The following is an 18,052-nucleotide window of genomic DNA, read 5'->3' on the forward strand; positions in this document are numbered from 1 at the left end:
ATCGGCTGTTAGTTTTTAAAGATCGTTCGCAAATCACAGCACCTACAACCACCGGCACCGCTTCGTTTGCGTCGCTGCGTCTGCAGCAGAGAAACGAGATTATGGAGAGCCGGTCGCATCACGTCAAGGCCTTTCTGCAAATTTCTTTCGAGACCACGCGACAAAGGTGCCGCCTCCATATAGTGGACACCAATGAACACAAACACAGCGAGCCCTTGTATAACGGCCAGTGCGCCTCCATCTGCTCAACAGCGCGCATGCATCCAGACATCCGCGCGACAACCAGCAGCAACCTACCGGGCAACAACACACACGATGAATTCATGTGTACCCATGAGCGTGAACACACAAGCTCGTATATAATATGAGCCGCGCAAAATTTCGCATGTCCATCGGCCCGCTTCGAGCGGGCTCATCTTTTTTGCTCCCCAGAGCACAGCCCAACAACCGCGTTGAGTCACATCAGGTGATGCTGAGCCCTGCTCGAAACGCCTGACGGTAGCGTCTTGCGTCTCATAGCGAAGCCTCTAGAGGAAATTACGTGAACCCTTTTGATCGCGAAGATTCGCAACACGAAGCCGCCGCCTTTACCGCCAAACTCCCCTCCGGCCGAGCGGCCAAGGGCAAAGGCGCCGGCAAAGCGATCCCCTCGGCAGCCGAATTGCTGCCGCAGCAAGCCGAAGAACGTCAGCGCCTGATGCGCGCGCTGATCCAGCTGGGCAAGGAGCAAGGCTACCTGACCCACGCTCAGATCAACGACCACCTGCCCGACAACTTCACGGCAACCGCCGCGATCGACAGCATCGTGAGTGCGTTCAGTGACATGGGCGTGCAGGTCTACGAGCAGGCGCCGGATGCGGAAACGCTGCTGCTCAACTCGAACTCGCCCGCCGTCGTCTCGGACGACCAGGCCGACGAAGAAACCGAAGTCGCGCTGTCGACCGTCGACTCGGAGTTCGGCCGTACCACCGACCCCGTGCGTATGTACATGCGCGAGATGGGCGCCACCGAACTGCTGACGCGCGCCGGCGAAATCGCGATTGCAAAGCGCATCGAAGACGGCCTGCACGAGATGGTGCAAGCCATCGCCGCGTGCCCGCTCGCGATCTCCGCGATCCTCGCGAGCGCACAGCAGGTTGCCGACGGCGAACTGCGCATCGACGAACTGGTCGACGGCCTCAATGAGGAAATGGTCGCCGCGGAAGACGAAGCAAGCGCCGACGCCGACAGCGACGAAGACACTGAAGTGGATTCGGACGACGAAGACGAGGAAGAAGACGACGCTGCCCCGGCCGATTCGTCGGCGGCAGACGAAGCACGTCTGAAGCAGCTCACCAGCGACTGCCTCGAAATCTTCGCCCAGGTCGGCATGCTGTACGAACAGATGAGCGCAGCGCATACGCGCGGCGACGTCAACTCGAAGCCCTATCTGCGCGCGCGCGAAGAAATCCAGCAGCACCTCGCGAAGATCCGCTTCACCGCCCGCACCATCGACCGTCTGTGCGGCGACGTGCAGCACCAAGTTGCACAAGTGCGCGCGATCGAGCGCAACATCCTGCAGATCGTCGTCTCGAAGGCCGGCATGCCGCGCGAGAAGTTCATCGAGACGTTCACCGCGAACGAAACCGATCTCGGCTGGACCGAGCGCGCAGCCCGCACCGGCTCGTCGACCTACGGCGCGGCGCTCGAGCGTCATCTGCCGGCGATCCAGTCCGAGCAGCAGAAGCTGATCGACATCGAAGCGACCGTCTCGCTGCCGCTCAAGCATCTGAAAGAGATCAACCGCCAGATGGTCGCGGCCGAATCGAAGATGCGCAAGGCCAAGAGCGAGATGATCGAGGCGAACCTGCGCCTCGTGATCTCGATCGCGAAGAAGTACGTGAACCGCGGCATGCTGTTCCTCGACCTGATCCAGGAAGGCAACATCGGCCTGATGAAGGCGGTGGACAAGTTCGAATACCGTCGCGGCTGGAAGTTTTCGACGTACGCGACGTGGTGGGTTCGTCAGGCCGTCACGCGTTCGCTCGCCGACCAGGCGCGCACGATTCGCGTGCCGGTGCACATGATCGAAACGATCAACAAGCTGAACCGCATCTCGCGCGAAATCCTCCAGCAGACCGGCCAGGAAGCTCACCCGGCGGTGCTCGCGGAGCGTATGGAGTTGTCCGAGGAGAAGGTGCGCGGCATTCTGAAGATCGCGAAGCAGCCGGTCTCGCTGGAAACGCCGGTCGGCGACGACGGCGATGCGACGCTCGGCGACATGATCGAAGATGCAGCCGTGTCGTCGCCGGCCGACGCTGCGATGCAGGCCGACCTGCGTGCCGCGATCGACGACGCGCTCGACTCGCTGTCGCCGCGCGAAGCGAAGGTGCTGCGTATGCGTTACGGCATCAACACGAAGTCGGACCACACGCTCGAGGAAGTCGGCAAGCAGTTCGACGTCACGCGTGAGCGGATCCGTCAGATCGAGAGCAAGGCAATGCGCAAGCTGATGCACCCGAGCCGCGCGGACCGCCTGAAGTCGTTCCTCGACCGTTAAGCGCCTCTTTGCGCTTGCCGTGTGTACGTATGGCAAGCGCACGCATCATCTCCGCATCACCGCTTGCAAGCAGCGGGACAAACCGGTCGACGGTCAATCCCGCTGCTCTCCTCCGCTGTTCTCCCCGCCCCTTCAGTCACACCCGAAAACGCATGTGGATCGACCACAGCGCGTGTCTTTGCTCGTCTGCGCCAGCTTGCACTCAGGCAGCCCGCGTCTGCGCCGTTGTCCACAGAAACTGGGAACAAGCTTGTGGACAACCTGCGCATGAGCGCGCTAACTCACTGAGCGCATTGAGTTTTGTGCTCGCGCTCTCAGTAGGTCTCGAGCGCGTCGCCGCGTGCCAACGGCGCCGCCACACCTACTCTCAGAACGCCCCACCATGATCGAGCAGATTCAGCATGCCCTCACCGGTCATCGGCATCGCCATGCTGTTTTGATGCAGCGTTTGCGGATCGAGGACGCCGGACACCTGCAGCGTGGCCGCGGCAAAGCGCATCAGCCGATGCCGCACGATCGGCATGCCGAAGCCCAACGTGAACACGATGATCGCCAGATTGCCGAACTGCAACGCGAGCAGACGCCCCACGGTCACCCCACTGCCGAACCGCAGTTGCGAACCGAGCGCGGTATTGCCCATCACATGGCGCGCGAGCGCCGCGACATAGAAGCTGCGGATCAGCATCACGCCGATGAAGAGCAGCGCGTAAAACAGGAATATCGGACCGTACGCCGCCAGCGACTGTGCCGTATCCGACGCCGACACGGGACCGATATGCATCGACGCGAGCGCGCTCCTCAGAAAGACCGTGAAAAGTACGGCAAGCAGCACGACCGAGCCGGCGAAGGTCACCGCGAACAGTCCGTACACCGCTCTTGCGCGACCTTTGAAATGAAACGGCAGATTTCCGAAACTGCTCGCATTGATGCGGCGCTCCGCAAGACGCATCGACATCCACGGCGTCGCCTGGCCAAGCGTCACGATGCACAGCAGCGCGTACAGCAGCGCGCACACACCGTAACTGAACGCCGAACCGCTCATGCCGCCGCGAATGCCGCACCACTGCGTGCGACTCAGCCGATAGCGCTGCGCGCTGTAAAACGCCCCCGCCGCAAGCACGATGATCACCAGGTAGAACACGATGACCGGCAGTTCGGCCAGCAGCACGCTTTTCGTCAGTACGCGCAAGACCGCGCTCAGCACCCCCGCGGAAAGCACCGCGCCGAACACAACCGCAAACGCGAGCAGAAAGCCCTTGAACAATTCGCCGCCGGTGCCGGTGTATTCGAACCGCTCGTCCTGAAATCGCATATGCGACCAGATATAGCGACGGTTATTCGTGATCGCCCAAAAACGGTAAATGCCGAGCGTCAGAATGACCAGCAGCATATTTTTAAAAAATATGCGGTAAAGATCGCCGAGCGTGCCGTCGTAGATCAGCAACGACCGCTTCGGGTCGGGTGAATTCATTTGGTGCCCTCTTCTCATCATCCAACGTTTTTGTGGCCCGCAAATGCATACGTTTATGCGTACGACATGCATACGCATAAACGGCGGGCTAGCAGTGGTGCTTCCCCGTGCGAAACCGGCTCGAGCGGTGTGGTCTCCTCACAACCCAACCCACCAGCCTGCCTTTCAGGCATACAGGAAATCAGGCAAACCGCTGCCGGACAGCGGGTACGATAATTACACGCTTTTCCATCTTTATAAACGGCGTTTCCGCATATAAATCTGGAGTGACATTACGAGATTTATCGAAACGCGAACTTAGCCAATTTGCATAATTCCGTAATAAAGTGCATCGCCGGATTTATGCCGCATCAATGCAATCGCATATCGATACGCGAGGGCGTCAAGACTTCAAGGCATCACGAACGTCTTGACGAGCGTCAGTTCACCGGGCTTACGCATCGGCACACGAATCGTTTCGCTTTTTTCGTTCGGTGTGTTTTCGTTCGTGATGATCGTGATCTGGGCAACCGTCATGTCGCTGCCGCTATTGCCGCTGCCGTAGTAGTTGACGAACACGAGGTAGGTGCCCTTCAACGGTGCCGCCGACGAATAGATCTCCGGCCCATAGCCAGTCGTCACGTCGACGTCGAGCGCGCCGCCGTTCGGCGCGACGCGCTCGCCATACCACGTGTGCACGCCGTCGGGCGAGACGACGTGCAGATCGAGGTCGGTGCCGTCGGTGTCCCATGCGAGCAGCACACGCAGCTTCGTCTGCGTTTTGCCGCTGTACGCGTCGTAGAACTGCACGCGTTTGCGGCTGCCGTCCGGCGCGCGCAATTCGACGCTGTTGCTGCCCGACGCAAACGCATACGGCCGCGAGAAGCGCCCGTCTTCCTCGACGCGCTGCGGCAGCGGCGTGCCGTTCACGACCAGCGTGCCCACCGAGGTTCCCTTCTTCTTCGGCGTATTGCGGATCTGTCCTTCGATCAGCGCGAACTTCGATTGCCCTTCCGGCGTCGCCACCGACACCGCCGGATAGTGCACGTCCTGCGTGTAGCGCTCGTTGTCGCCGCTGGTGTTGCGCCAGCCGTTGAGCGGCGCGGTGAAGTCGATGTCGGCGGCCGACGCGGAAGGCATAGCCTGCAGGCAGAGAAGCAGACAGCAGCACGCCGCCTTCAGCCACGCGGGCGCGGCGCTTCGCATCGTCGCCGGTCCTCGGCCACCGTCCACGCGGAAGAAATTCCGTACCGTCGCATCACAGATTGAATTGCTCATTGCATCGCTCATTGAACAGGATTGTCGGTACGAATCAGCGTGCGCGCGGTGCGCTCGACGAACGCTTCGTCGAGTCCGCGCGGATGATGCTGGAACGCGAGGTGAACGTATTCGTGCGCGAGCGCGATGCGGTCCTCCTCGCTCACGAGGCGGTACACGTACACGCGATTGCGCTGCGCATCCGCATACGGCCGCCCTTCGCGCACCGCGCACACGGCCGGCAGGTCGGGCGTCTCGTAGCCGGCCGCGCCTTCCATGCGGCGCGCCCACAGCGGCGCGTTGCGTTGCAGCCAGGCCTGCGCGCCCGCCACCGCGACGCAGTCGCCGGCGAGCGGGCTTTCGAACGACGTCAGCGTCGCCTGCGGCCACGTGCGCGCGAGGATCGCGTCGAAGCTGCGACCGCCTTGCGCGGAGGCCTTCGCGGCAAGCCAGCTCATCTGCCCCGGCGCGGCTTCGTCGTGGTGATACTGGACCGGCACGCCGGCGAGCACCAGCGCGTCGGTCAGATCGGCCGCGCGACGTGCGGCGGCGGACGGTACGCGCGGCAGCACGCGCTGCGTGCCGCTGCTGTCGTCGATACGGAAACAGCCCTGGTCGTGACGGCCGTGCTGCACGACGTAGGTCCGCGCGGCGACCGCGAGCGCCTTCGCGGCCTCGGGCTCGCGCGTGTCGCCTTCGCGCTCGACCACCCGCGCCACGTAATCGTTCATGCCGAAGCGGCCGACGATGCGCGGCGCGCCAGCCGCATCGCGATCGAGCCGCAACTCGCCCCGGCTCGTCACGCGCGCCCAGTTACCGTTGACGAAACCGACGCGAAACTCGCCGCGCAGCGGACCGTCCGGCGCGGCCTGCGAGCCCCGTTTGCCGGACGCATCATCACGCGCATCAGCGAGCACTTCGCGAACCGGATAGCGACTGAAGAAATCGACCAGCACGCACGCGCCGTCGTCCGGCACCACGATCGATGCGAGCAGCGGCGCGACGCGCGGCGCCGCTGCCGCGAGCACGCGCGCGCTGCCGCCCGGGCCGCCGAGCCACACCGGCGTGCCATCGGCGAGCCAGCCTGCCGCGCCGCCAAGCGACGCGCCCGGCCGCGACGGATCGGGCATCGTCCACGTCTTCGCGCGCAGCAGACCGCCGTACAGCGACACCGTGCCTTCGCCGCGCCCGCTCGTCAGCACCGACACCAGCGTGCTCGCCGCCGCCTCGCGCGGCCGCGCGGGCATCGACTGCAATGCGGCGAGCAGTTCCGCGACGGGCACGCGGCGCGCGGGCGTCATCGCGTGCAGGTCGCGCAGCCATGCGGGCGCGTGCACGGCGCTCCAGTAGCGGCGCCAGTCGGCGGCATCGAGATGCAGACGCGCGGGATCGAAGAACAGCCCGCACGATTGCACGAGCGCGTGCTCACGATCGACGTGGCCGCCTGTCATGCAGCAATACACTTCGTCGGGGTCGCCGCCGTTGCAGACGTAATCGGGTGTCGCCCTGTTGCGATCGACGAGGTAGCCGTAGACGAACAGCTTCCAGACGCTGCCGAGCGGCGTGTCGAGCGTCGCGGGCAATGGCTGCGCGGCTTGCGGCGACAGTGCGGGCGCGGCGCCGCTCGCATCGGTTTGCCAGAGCTGGGGCCGGTTGTCGCGCAGCCAGGCGAAGCGCAGCGGCGGTGGCGACGCTGTGCGCGTGGCCACGTGGCTGTTCGCGGCGGGCATGCGTGCTGATGCGGACGAAGCGGGAGCCGCCGCCGAGGGCAAAGACGATACCGAGGGCGAAGCTGACGCGGGGACCGCGATCAATGCAAAGGCCGAAGCGGAAATCAACGCCCATGCCAACGCCGAAACGGAAGCCTGCGCAGCCCACGCCGATTGCACGTCCCGGTTGCGGCGCGTCGAACTGATGCGTGACAACCACCGCGCTGACAAAGCCGACGCCCGCATAGCGGCGATAACCGCCACCGCAAGTGCCAACGGCAACGCTGCAGCCCAGGCAGACCCCGCATCGCGCGCATAACGCACGCCGCCCACGCTCGCGCCGCCGCCCACAGCAAATGGGCGCCACCACCGCGCAGCCAACCGCTCACCTATCCGCCTCCGCGCCCCAAGCATCGCCGCCCCCGCCTACTGAATCCGCCACGCGGTCATCCGATCGCTCCGGCCGCCCTCGAACGCCTTCGCGTCCGGCTGATACATGCGGAAGTAGCGCGCCGGCGGCAGCGCGAACGTGCCGGGCAACGAGAAGCGCACCAGTTGCCGCAGCGTGACCGGCCGGTCGAGCAACGGCACCGGCTGGTGATACGCAAGCTCGCCCATCTCGTACGACGCCGCGCGCTGGAACGGCTGCGGCCCGCTGCCGTCCTTCGCGCCCGGCAGGCCGTCGATCGACACGCCCCAGCTGGTCGCCTCGACATCGCCGCCCGGCGGCAGCGGCACGTCGAGCAAACCGTAGTGGTAGGCGTTGCCGGAGCGCGGCGTCAGCGTGACTTCGTCGACGTACAGTGCATTGCTGTCGATCGCGTCGCCCGGCTTCACCAGACGCGCGCTGAACGTCGCGCGGCCCAGCTGGCTAGCGGCGTCGGAAGCCTTCTTCGGATCGGCAGCAGACGTAGACGCCGCCGCGACCGGTTCGAGCTTATACAGCCGACGCGCAATCGTGATGTTGAGCCGGCTGTCCTCGCTGGTATGGCTGCGGTACGACACCAGCGCGCTGACGTCCGTGCGCGGCGCGGCGGCATCGAGCGTGACCGGCAACGCGGCGCCGTTCCAGCGATAAAGCGGCGCACCAGTCGGCGTCGTCGCGCGCACCCAGCCCGCGCCTTGCAGAGTCGGCAACGCGCTTGCGGTCGCATTCACGCTCGCCGCCGCATCGCCGCCGAGCGCCTTGCGCAACCACAGCAGCGTCAACGCACGATCGATCGTCGGAAAAGCGGCGCTGCTTTTCGCGAGCAACGCGGCGGGATCGGTCGGCGCGTTGCCGGCCTCGGCGGAACCTGCGCCGGCGCCTGCACCAGCCCCCGTCATGAACAACAGGCTCTGCACCAGCGGCGCGGGATCATTGGCAAGCGCGGCACGCGCGGCGCTCACGCTCGCCTCGAAGCCCGCGGGCAAGCTCGCGTTCGTCGTCCGCGCGAGACTCGCGACGAGCAGCGTCGCCATCTGCTTGCCGCGCGGCGAGTCGGCCTGCGCGAACACGATGCTATCCGCCGCGCCGTACGCATTGCCGCGCGCCGTCGCAGTCGCAGTCGCACTCGCCCCCGCACCGCCGCCCTTGCCCGCCACCGCAGATGCCGACGCCGACGAAGCCGCCAACGCCGCCGCATCCCCCTGCAAATCCTCCGCCACGCCCGTCACCGGCGTCGCGACCGGCAAGCCCATCTGCTGCAACAACCACAGCGCCAGCGCACGATGCAGCAGCGGCTCCTTCGCACCCGCATCGCGATACACGTCCAGCGCGTGCTGCCAGTTGTCCGCGGGCAGACTGATGCCGAGGCTGCGGCTCGCGAGCCAGTCGGCGTAATACGCGTACGCGGTGATCAACGCGCTGCCGCCCGTCGTATCGCCCCACCAGCCGAACGCGCCGTTGACGCCCGCGAGCAACGCGAGGCGCTGCCGCTGATTGCGCAGCAGCGCCTCGAGCCCCTCGGCCGCGTTCGCGTTGTCGCCGCGTCCCACCGCGTCGTGAGCGAGCGCGAGCGGAATCAGCCGGCTCGAGGTTTGCTCAGCGCAACCGTACGGATAGTCGATCAGATCGTCGGCGACGCGCAGAAACTGGCTCGCCGCGTTGCCGACGAAACGCACGCTGACGTCCTGCGCATCGGCCGGCAGATCGAGCTTGCCGGTGCCATCGAGTGCAACGGTGTTCTGCCGCAGATCGAGCCAGCCGTTCGCGTCGAGCCGGATCGTCGTTTGCAGGCGGTCGACGTCCTTGCCGCCCGCGCGCAGCGTTGCATCGATCACACCGGCCTTCAGCGCGCCGCCCGGCAGCCGCAGATAATTCGCGCCGCGCTTTAACGTCACCTTCTGGTTCAGCGCGAGACCGCCGCCGTTGACGACCCACTGCGCGTCCATATCGACATCGGTCTGGTTGAACGCGATCACGTCGATGGCCGGCTGATCGTCCGCGCGGAAATGCGCGGGCCCGCTCCACTTCAGATACAGCGCCTTGTCCGAGCGCACGTACGCGGTGCGCTGCCCGACCATGCCGTCGGGCGCCGCCGCGCGCACGGTGATGCGCCAGCGCGCGAGCGAGTCCGGCATCCTGAAGCTCATCGTCGCGTGACCGTTCGCGTCGGTCTTCAGGTTCGCCTGCCACGCGGCCGTGTCCTGCTCGTCGCGGCGCGGCCGCTCCAGCACCTTGACGCCGCGCTCGTTGTAGTTCGCGCGCTGCGGGCCGCCCGGCGCGCCCTTCAACGGCGCGCGCGCGAGGTCGTAGGTGATGAACGACAGGCTCGACGAAGTGCGCACGTTATTGCGGCGCGGATGATAGAAAAAGTCGGCGAGGTCCGGCGCGATCTCCGGCTGCAGCACGTAGACCATTTCATCGACCACGCTGACCGTCAGATTGGCCGCCTCGGGCTTGCCGCCGAGCGTGCTATCGAAATTCAGCGTGACGGTATCGCCCGGTCCGTACACCGGCTTGTCGCTCTTCACATTCAACTCGATGCGCGGCTGCGCGACCACGATGCCCGCGTTCTGGAACACGGATTCGCCGCCGTGCACGTACAGCACCGAGAACGTCATGTTCGGCGCGAACCCGGCGTCGACCTTGATGCGCGCCTTCCATTGCGACGGCGCGACGCGCTGCAGTTGCAGCCAGTCGCCGCCCGCGCTCAGCAACGCGCGACGCTCGACGCTGTCGCGCTCCAGCGTCAGCAGCGCGTCGTCGACCGGCAGCGGGAACGTGATCAGCGCCTCGGCGGTGTCGCCGATCGAATAGCTGGCGCGATCGAACACGATCTCGACACTGCCCGGCACCGCCTTCAGTCCATCGCCGGCCACCCAGTGGGAGGTCGCCGCGAGCAGATTGCCCTGGTCGTCCTTGACCGACAGCATGTACGAACCAGGTTCGTCGAACTGCACCGGGAACGACAGCTTGCCGCCGGCTGCGTTCTTTGCGCCGCCAAGCGTGCCTTCGCCATGCGTTTGCGATTCGAGCCGCGTCCATTGCCATTTCGTCGGCGCATGCGCGGCGGGATCGACTGCGCCGAGCGGCTGCAGATCGAAGCCGACCGCCTCCTTCGGCTGCGAGAATGACTTCGCGCTGCTCAACCGGTACGGCGTCGCGCCGCGCGCGATCAGCACCTCGCGCGTCACGCGCACCTTGTACGCGGCGCCATCCTGCGCGAACAGCGTCAGCGCATAGCGGCTCGGTTCCTGCGCGGCCGGCAGCGTGAGGCTCGCGTTGCCGTCGCTGTCGGTCTTCAGCTCCTGCTGTTCGAGCTTGACCGGAAAGAGCCCCGCGTAACGCAATTCGCCGTCGACGATCGTCACCTTCTGCGCGCGCAGCGTGACCGAAATCCGGCTGTCACGCACCGGCTTGCCGTCCGGATAGCGCAACTGGATCTTGCCCTTCAGCGGCTCGCCGGTCGCGTAGTCGGCCTTGTCCATCGCGAGGTTCACGTCGAAGTGCGGCTTCACGTATTCGGCGACGCGAAACGCGCTGCCGTACACGTCACCGCGATAGTCGAAGCGCAGCGTGTAGCCGCCGGCGGTCGCGGCCGACGGCAGCGTGAACGCGGTGTCCCCGCCGGTATCGGACGCGAAATGCACGCTGCGGGCCGCGACCGGCGCGCCGTTCGGATCGAGCACGTCGAGTTTGAGATCGGCGGCGGCCGGCGCGGACGATTGCGTCGCGTTCTCGAAGGTCCGGCCGATGAACTTCACCTGCACCGTGTCGCCCGGCCGGTACATCGGCCGATCGGTGACCGCATAGATCTTGGTGTTGTAGATCTCGCTGTCGTAATAGAAATTCTCGGAGACGAACACGCCGCCCTGCGGATCGACGCCGAGCACATAGCTGCGCTCGGGGCTTACGTGCTGCAGCAGCAGTGCGCCGTCGCCGCCGGTCGAGCCGCTTTGCAGCACGCCGACGCCGTCGGTCCAGCTGATGTCCGTGTTCGCGACCGGCTTGCCGTTGTCGCGCCGCGCGGTCCACACCAGCATGCCGGCCGAGGCCGCCTTCACGACCGCGACCGTGTCCGACACGAACAGCAGCGTATGCGCGCGATAGTTGCCGATCACCGCCTCGACCAGATAGAGGCCCGGCGGCAGCTTGCCAAGTGGAATCATCACGTTGCCGGAACTCGGGTCGATGAAATTGCTGCTACTGCCTTCGAGATTCACGCCCTTCGGCGGCGCAATCACCTTCGCGTCCCAGATCGGATAGCGGAAGCGCGCGACCACGTCGTAGCCCTTCAACGGCGCGAACGACGAGCGCGGCTCGAACTGCGTCGGCTTGCCCGGCTGCTCGCCGAGCCTGAATTGCGGCGCGGCCTCGGTGACCTTGCTGCGCGTCGCGAACGACAGCACGCGCTGCCACGCGCGGCGCGCTTCGGTCAGCCAGCGGTCCCACAGATAGGCGAGCGTATTCGCGAGCCCTTCGCCCTGATAGTTCGGCGCGACATTCAGCCGATGCAGATTCTTCTGCGCCTTCAGAAACTCGAGCGGCTTCGCCACACGATACACGACGATGTCCGCGCCGCCATACGGCGCCAGCGCGTCCTTGAAATCGCGGCCCGGCGCTTCGAGCCGCACCTGCGCGAGCTGATCGCTGCCGAAGCTCGCGTCGGACAACAGAAAGAACGGCTGGCCGTCGACTTTCTGCGCGCTGTAGTTGCTCGGCGGCGCCGTTTGCAGAGTCGGGTTCGCGGCGATGCTGGTGTCGGCGGCGTTGTCGGAGGCGGCATCGTCGGCACGGGCGGACGACGTGAAGGCGAACATGAAGGCGAGCGCGAGCGTCAGCATCGCGAACAGCGCGACAAAACGGCACAACGCGCGGCACAACGCGCGGCACGACGCGCGACCGAACGCGCTGCGTTTGATGGATCGGATCATGGTGTCAGAAAGCTCAAACGGAACACGCCAACGAAATTCGGATTGCCGTCGCGCGGCTGCCAGCGGGAATCTTTCCATTGCATCAGCTCGGAGACGGCGAGCGCGCGCAGACCGGTATCGGTCGGCGTCACGGTGCCGGTGTGATAGGCGATATAGCGGTCCAGCCAGATCATCAGATGCTGGTCGTCGCCCTGATCGAAGAACAGCAGGTCGCCGGGCAGCGCCTGGTTGATGTCTTGCGCGATGAAGCGGCTGTTGCGCTGGACCAGCGCGATCGCCGACGCGTACGCACCGGTCGAACCGTCGAGCTGGGTCCAGCGGTTCGCGATCGAGCGCTGCGCCGCCGACAGTTGCAGCTCGGGCGGCATGCTGCTCGCGTCCGCGAGACCGCTCATGCCGTTCGCGCGCAGCCATTTGCCGTCGTGCGGCTTCAGCGTTTCACCGACCGCGAAGCGCACGAGGCCCGCGCAATCGCGCTGGGTCCAGCGCGGCGTCGGGCCGCGCCGCAATTGCTGATCGACGATGCGCGCGAACCACGCGCGAAACGCGGCCGATTGCTGCGGCGTGAAGGCGTCGGGATCGGCTGCGGCGGAGGTGCCGGTCAGTGCGCGCGCGAACGGCGCGGTGCCGGCGAGCGCGAACAGCGACGCCGCGCGCGCGAGACACAAACGGCGGCCGGCGTTGGGTGGCGAAGCAGAGGTAGTCGCAAGTGGGAACGCAGGCGGAGCGGCGCTTGCCCTCCGTGCGAAATTCGACATCGCGCGCCCGAACCCGCGGCCGCGAACCGGCAACGTATGCGGCCGCGCCGGCGCATCGTTGGGGAAAAAACGGCGCACGTCAGTCGTCCCCGGCGCCGGGTTGATCGGGCGCCCGCAGTCCGTCGGAACCGCTCAGCGCGCCTGCCACGCCCTCCGTGGAGCCGGCTGCCCGCTGCGCACGTTCGAACCACCACTCCACCGGCACCCAGCCCGTCGAGCTCGGCAGGTTCTGCGGCAGCGTCAGCGACACCGGCGGATAGTGCGCGAGCGCATGCAGCTTCGGCACCAGGTGCGTGCGCGCCGCGTTGCGGAACACGGCTTCCTGATCGGCCGGCAACGCCGCGCCCGCCTCGCGTTCGATCAGCGCGGCGGCCGACGACGGCGTCAGCGTCAGAATCGTGCGCGGCAGCCGCTCGGGCGCGAGCGTGTCGGCGAGCGCCGGATAGCGCTTGCCGAGCACCGCGAGCGTATCGTCGACGAGCCCGCCGTCCGGCGAAAAGATCAGATAGTCGTGCGCGAGCGCGAGCGTCACCGGGAAATAGCGCTCCGCCGATAACTCCGTGGCGAACGACGCCTTGCTGGCGAGCGCGGTACCCGAGCGCGCGCTGACCGGGCGCTGCCACACGGTGACGTCGGTGCCCTGCTGATGCATCGTGACCGGCAACCGCCGATAGCCCGCGGTCATGCCGTCGTGCAGCGCGGCCTTCGCTTCGTACGCGCCGATGCTGTCACTGAAGGTCTTGCCGAGCGTGGTCTTCAGCGCCGCGCTCGCGGTCGCGTCGAGCGGCTTCACGCGCGCGACGAACACCGGCGCGAGCAGCGTCGACTTCGCGTACCAGCAGACCGCCGCCGGTCCCGCCAGTTGCTCGCCGAGCGCGGCCGCGCCCTGCGCGCCGCCATCGATAATCTTCGCGAGCAGCGCCGACGCGTCGTGCCAGTCAGCCGGCAAGCTCGCGCACGCGGCTGGCCGCGCCGGCAGCGCGTGCCACAGGTCCGTGCTGTTCCATTGCTGCGGCAGTTTGCCGGGATCGATCAGCGCCCAGGTTTTCCAGCTCGCGGCGGCGTTGGCGTTCGGTGCGGAAGCGGTTGTTGAATCGGTGGCGAAGTCGAAGCGCAACGCGTCGATGCCAGAGAAGAAGGCCTGATAACCGAACGACAGATAATTTGCCGAGATCACCAGGCGATGCCCCTTCACCGCGTCGCCGGCGGCGTCGAGCCGATATGCGCGCGCCGCGTCGTCGCGGCCCGACGACAGCATGTCGGCCACCGCATCGGCACGCTCGCCGAGCACCGCGCCCTTGTCGTCGAGCAGCACGCCCGGCGCGGACAGCACGACGAGGCGCTCGTCCTTCGCGACGAACAGCAGCGTGCGGCCGACCGCGAGCTTCAGCGCGTACACCGGCACGTCGCCCGGCAGCTTCGCGACCTGACTCAGCTGCGTGTCGCTCGTGGCGACGTTGCCAAGCCCTTGCAGCAGCTTCGCGAGTCCATTGCGATGGATCGACAGCAGCCAGTAGCCGAGCCGGCCGTCGGGCGAACGCCACAGCAGCACGTGCGCGGGTTCGTCGAAGACGCGGCGCACCAGTTCGTCGCGCCAGTCGAGCTCATGCTCGAACGCGAGACGCCGCAGCGCGCCTTCGGCGGACAGCCGCGTCGTATCGGTTTCGTAGTAGTCGACGAAGTCTTGCGTCAGCACGTCGCGCAACAGCGGCACGCGCACGATGTCGCGCGGCAGACGCGATAGCGCTTCGCTGTCGATCACCGCATCGGGATGATGAATATCGAGGACGATCGCGCCGTTCTCCACGGCCTTGCGATGCCCGAACGGACGCCACACCGCCTGCACGATCACGCCGGCCACTATCAGAAGACCGACACTCAGGATTGCCATCTTTTTTCGCGACATCTTCATCTGATTTCTTCTTCTGTTCGATGCGACGGAATTAATACCGATGACGAGCCAGAATTAACGCGGGCGCCACCGGGTATTGAAGGCGCGATGATAACCGATATTTTTCTGCCAAAACCAGCAAGGACTGGCATTTAACAGTCAGCCATTTTTGTCGATCAATTAGGAATGGGAATGGGTTTGAAAAACCGGTTTAACGGTGTTTCACCCATGGATTTCAGGTGGTATTTATCGGAAAAAACCTGATGCGAAAGGCCTAGACATTCAGACGGATTATTGCTGGACGTAGTGCACAGACAGCCTGGTCAACCACTCATCGCCGCCCATTTTTTCAAATTTTCTTGACTTTCTGCATGGGTATAAAAAAACCCGGCTGCGTCATACGCTCGCCGGGTTATTCATGCACATTAGCTACCAGCTTAACGGGAATAAGGTTTTATTTTCCCTCAAGAAAACTGTTCGAGCGCGCACTTCATTTTCCGAACGCCCGTTTCAATATCGACGACGCCCGGCGCGGCGAACGACAGACGCAACGCCGCCGTATCGACATCGTCCTTATAAAACGCGACGCCCGGCACGAACATCACGTTCTGTTCGATACAGAGGCGCAGATACGCGGACGCGTCGCGCCCCGACTTCAGCCGCGCCCACACGAACATGCCGCCGGCCGGCCGATGAAACGCGAGCTCATGCGCGAGATGCGCGTCGAGCGCATCGCACAGCGCGCGGCATTTCGCGGCGTACGCATCGACGATACGCGGCAGATGCCGCTCCAGCGCACCGCTCGCGAGGTATTCGGCGGCGATCGCCTGGGTCCACGGTGAGCTGCACAGGTCGACGGTCTGTTTGGCGATCACGCAGCGACGCACGATCTCCGCATGCGCGACCATCCAGCCAACCCGCAAACCCGGCGCGACGATCTTCGACAGACTCGAAAAATGCACGACCCAGTCGCGCGAACCGGGCACCTGTTCGCTCAACGCGAGCAGCGACGGCAGCGCCGCGCCGTCGAAACGCAGATCGCCATACGGGTCGTCCTCGACGATCACGAAGCGATAACGCGCCGCCAGTTTCAGCAGCGCAAGACGGCGTTCGAGCGACAAGGTCGCGCCGGTCGGATTCGCGAAGGTTGGCACCGTGTACAGCAGCTTCGGCGCGCGCGGCAGCGTGCCCGCTTCGAGCCGCGCGGCGAGCTTCGCCACGTCGAGACCGTGTTCGTCGACGGGCACCGTCACCACGTCGGCCTGTTGCAACTTCAACGCCGCCAACGTGGCCGGATACGCGGGCTGCTCGACCAGCACCACGTCGCCCGGCGCGACCATCACGCGCAGCAGGAGATCGAAGCCCTGTTGCGAGCCGGTCGTCACCAGCAGATCGGCGGGCGAACAGGGCGTGCCGCGTCGCGCCATCAGGTGCGCGAGTTGTTCCTTGAGGATCGCGAGGCCGTCGGTCGGGCCGTATTGCAGACACAGCGTCGGCTGTTGCGACGCGCGCGCCGCCGCCGCGTCGAGCCCTTCACGATCGAACAGATCGCTCGCCGGATAGCCGCCGGCAAACGAAATCATGCCGGGCTGTGCGAGGTATTTGAACAGCTCGCGAATCGGCGAGCCGGTTGGCGCTTCGAAAGCAGGATTGAACGAGAACATGGTAAGGGCCGCCGGTTGGATGCGTGGAGTCCGCGTGGAGTCGATAGGTCGGCGTCGATTGTGGCTATCGGCGGAAGCAGCGGCAAACGATATCTACGCACCAGGTAGTGCGTTTTCCGCATGACCTACTCGCGCGTTGCAACACACGCCACGCGCGCCGCTACACCACGTTCTTCTCGACGATCGGCCGGTTCTCGAGCACGCGCGCAAAGCTCAGCGAAGCGAGGTCGAGCGTCGTATAACGGCCATGCAGGATCAGTTCGCTGATGCCGCGTCCGGTGGCCGGCCCCTGCTGCAAACCGTGGCCGCTGAAGCCGTTCGCGAACAGACAGTTCTCGACGTCCGGATGAGGGCCGATGATCGCGTTCTGATCGAGCACGTTGTACTCGTAGTAGCCGGACCAGCAGTTCTGCACGCGTAGCGCCTCGAATTGCGGCACGCGGTTCGCGAGCGTCGGCCAGATCACATCGTCGAACAGCGCGTGATCGACTTCGTCAAGCGGCAGGTCGTCGGGGTCGTTGTCGGCCGCGGGCGAGGTGCCGCAGATATACGAATGGCCCTCGGGCCGGAAGTACACGCCGCTCGGATCGATCAGCAGCGGGCAGCGTTCCAGCCGCGCGGGCGACGTCACGTTGAAGATGCTGCGGCGTCGCGCATACACCGGCAGGTCGATGCCGAGCATCTGCGCGATCCTGCGCGACCACGCGCCGGCCGCATTCACGACGACGTCGCATGCATAGGTCTCGCCGTCGGCGGTTTGCACCTGCGTGACGCGGCGGCCGTCGCGCTGCAACGCGGTCACATCCGCGGCGACGTAGCGCGCGCCGAGCGCCTGCGCTTTCTTGCGCAACGCCTGCACGAGACCGTAGCCGTCGAACCAGCCCTCGCCGCTTTCGCCGTAGGCGCCGGCAATCAGGTCATCGGTATTGAGCCACGGGAAGCGCGCTTGCAGACCGTGCGTGTCGAGCAGGCGGATGTCCGCACCGAGGCTTTTTTGCAGCGCGTGATTTTCGCGCAGCGTCGTCTCGCCCGCGGGCGTCGCGAGAAACAGATAGCCGCCTTCGTGCAGATCAATCGAAGGACGCGTGCCGTCGACTTCGAGCCGCTCGCCGATCGAGCGCAAGAACTCGATGCCGTACAGCGACATCTGAACGGAAAGCGGCGTGGAAAACTGCTGCCGGATCGATGCCGCCGACAATGCCGACGACGAGTGCGCATAAGTCGGATCGCGCTCGATCACCGTGACGCCGACTGTCGGATCGGACAGCCGCAAGAAATACGCAATCGAACTGCCGATCACCCCACCGCCGACGATCACGACTTTCGAACTCACGTCTTGCTCCACGAGTCACGCGGCCGCGCCGGCATGCCGGGCGGCCTGAACGGATTGCAGTCAAAAGCGTGCGAGGCGCACGCGTCACGGTAG

11 protein-coding genes are annotated in these 18,052 nt (G+C 65.6%); 3 read left to right on the forward strand and 8 right to left on the reverse strand.

What is annotated here, in order from left to right:
- Together HHL14_RS32945 and rpoD are read left to right on the forward strand one after the other, a co-directional pair.
- A partial coding sequence (locus tag HHL14_RS32945) for a hypothetical protein (protein WP_206002587.1) occupies positions 1-368 on the forward strand: 368 nt, incomplete at its 5' end.
- Positions 369-541: 173 nt separating this feature from the next.
- Positions 542-2,539, forward strand: a complete 1,998-nt coding sequence (rpoD, locus tag HHL14_RS29645; protein WP_169501163.1) for an RNA polymerase sigma factor RpoD — start codon at positions 542-544, stop codon at positions 2,537-2,539.
- A gap of 367 nt (positions 2,540-2,906) precedes the next feature.
- On the opposite strand, the gene HHL14_RS29650 is transcribed toward rpoD, so the two are convergent.
- The 3 genes from HHL14_RS29650 to HHL14_RS29660 form a co-directional block, all read right to left on the reverse strand.
- On the reverse strand, positions 2,907-4,010 hold the full coding sequence (locus tag HHL14_RS29650; protein ID WP_169501164.1) for a YjgN family protein: 1,104 nt from the start codon (positions 4,008-4,010) through the stop codon (positions 2,907-2,909).
- Positions 4,011-4,400: 390 nt separating this feature from the next.
- Positions 4,401-5,129 (reverse strand): YfaP family protein, encoded by a 729-nt coding sequence (locus HHL14_RS29655; RefSeq protein WP_230413265.1) that lies wholly within the window; start codon positions 5,127-5,129, stop codon positions 4,401-4,403.
- A gap of 146 nt (positions 5,130-5,275) precedes the next feature.
- The gene (locus HHL14_RS29660; RefSeq protein ID WP_169501166.1) at positions 5,276-6,976 is read right to left on the reverse strand and encodes a DUF2300 domain-containing protein; all 1,701 of its coding nucleotides are present in this window, start codon (positions 6,974-6,976) and stop codon (positions 5,276-5,278) included.
- Here HHL14_RS29660 and HHL14_RS29665 point away from each other — a divergent pair.
- Positions 6,948-7,274, forward strand: a complete 327-nt coding sequence (locus tag HHL14_RS29665) for a hypothetical protein (protein WP_169501167.1) — start codon at positions 6,948-6,950, stop codon at positions 7,272-7,274. The two genes, HHL14_RS29660 and HHL14_RS29665, sit on opposite strands and share 29 nt — an antisense overlap.
- Before the next feature lie 107 nt (positions 7,275-7,381).
- Here HHL14_RS29665 and HHL14_RS29670 read toward each other — a convergent pair whose 3' ends face one another.
- The 5 genes from HHL14_RS29670 to HHL14_RS29690 form a co-directional block, all read right to left on the reverse strand.
- Positions 7,382-12,313, reverse strand: a complete 4,932-nt coding sequence (locus HHL14_RS29670) for an alpha-2-macroglobulin family protein (protein WP_407945319.1) — start codon at positions 12,311-12,313, stop codon at positions 7,382-7,384.
- Complete coding sequence (locus HHL14_RS29675; protein WP_169501168.1) at positions 12,310-13,071, reverse strand: DUF1175 domain-containing protein; 762 nt, start codon at positions 13,069-13,071, stop codon at positions 12,310-12,312. The genes HHL14_RS29670 and HHL14_RS29675 overlap by 4 nt, the downstream gene beginning before the upstream one ends.
- Before the next feature lie 79 nt (positions 13,072-13,150).
- A complete protein-coding gene (locus tag HHL14_RS29680) occupies positions 13,151-14,983 on the reverse strand; it encodes a DUF2138 domain-containing protein (protein WP_169501169.1) in 1,833 nt (610 codons plus the stop codon).
- A 443-nt stretch (positions 14,984-15,426) separates the two neighbouring features.
- Positions 15,427-16,626, reverse strand: coding sequence for an aminotransferase-like domain-containing protein (locus HHL14_RS29685; protein WP_169501170.1), 1,200 nt, complete (start codon positions 16,624-16,626; stop codon positions 15,427-15,429).
- A gap of 160 nt (positions 16,627-16,786) precedes the next feature.
- Entirely contained in the window at positions 16,787-17,959 is a 1,173-nt protein-coding gene (locus tag HHL14_RS29690) for an NAD(P)/FAD-dependent oxidoreductase (protein WP_169501171.1), read from the reverse strand.
- Positions 17,960-18,052: the final 93 nt, after the last annotated feature.

The sequence above is a fragment of the Paraburkholderia antibiotica genome (genome assembly GCF_012927125.1).
Classification (GTDB): Bacteria; Pseudomonadota; Gammaproteobacteria; order Burkholderiales; family Burkholderiaceae; genus Paraburkholderia; species Paraburkholderia antibiotica.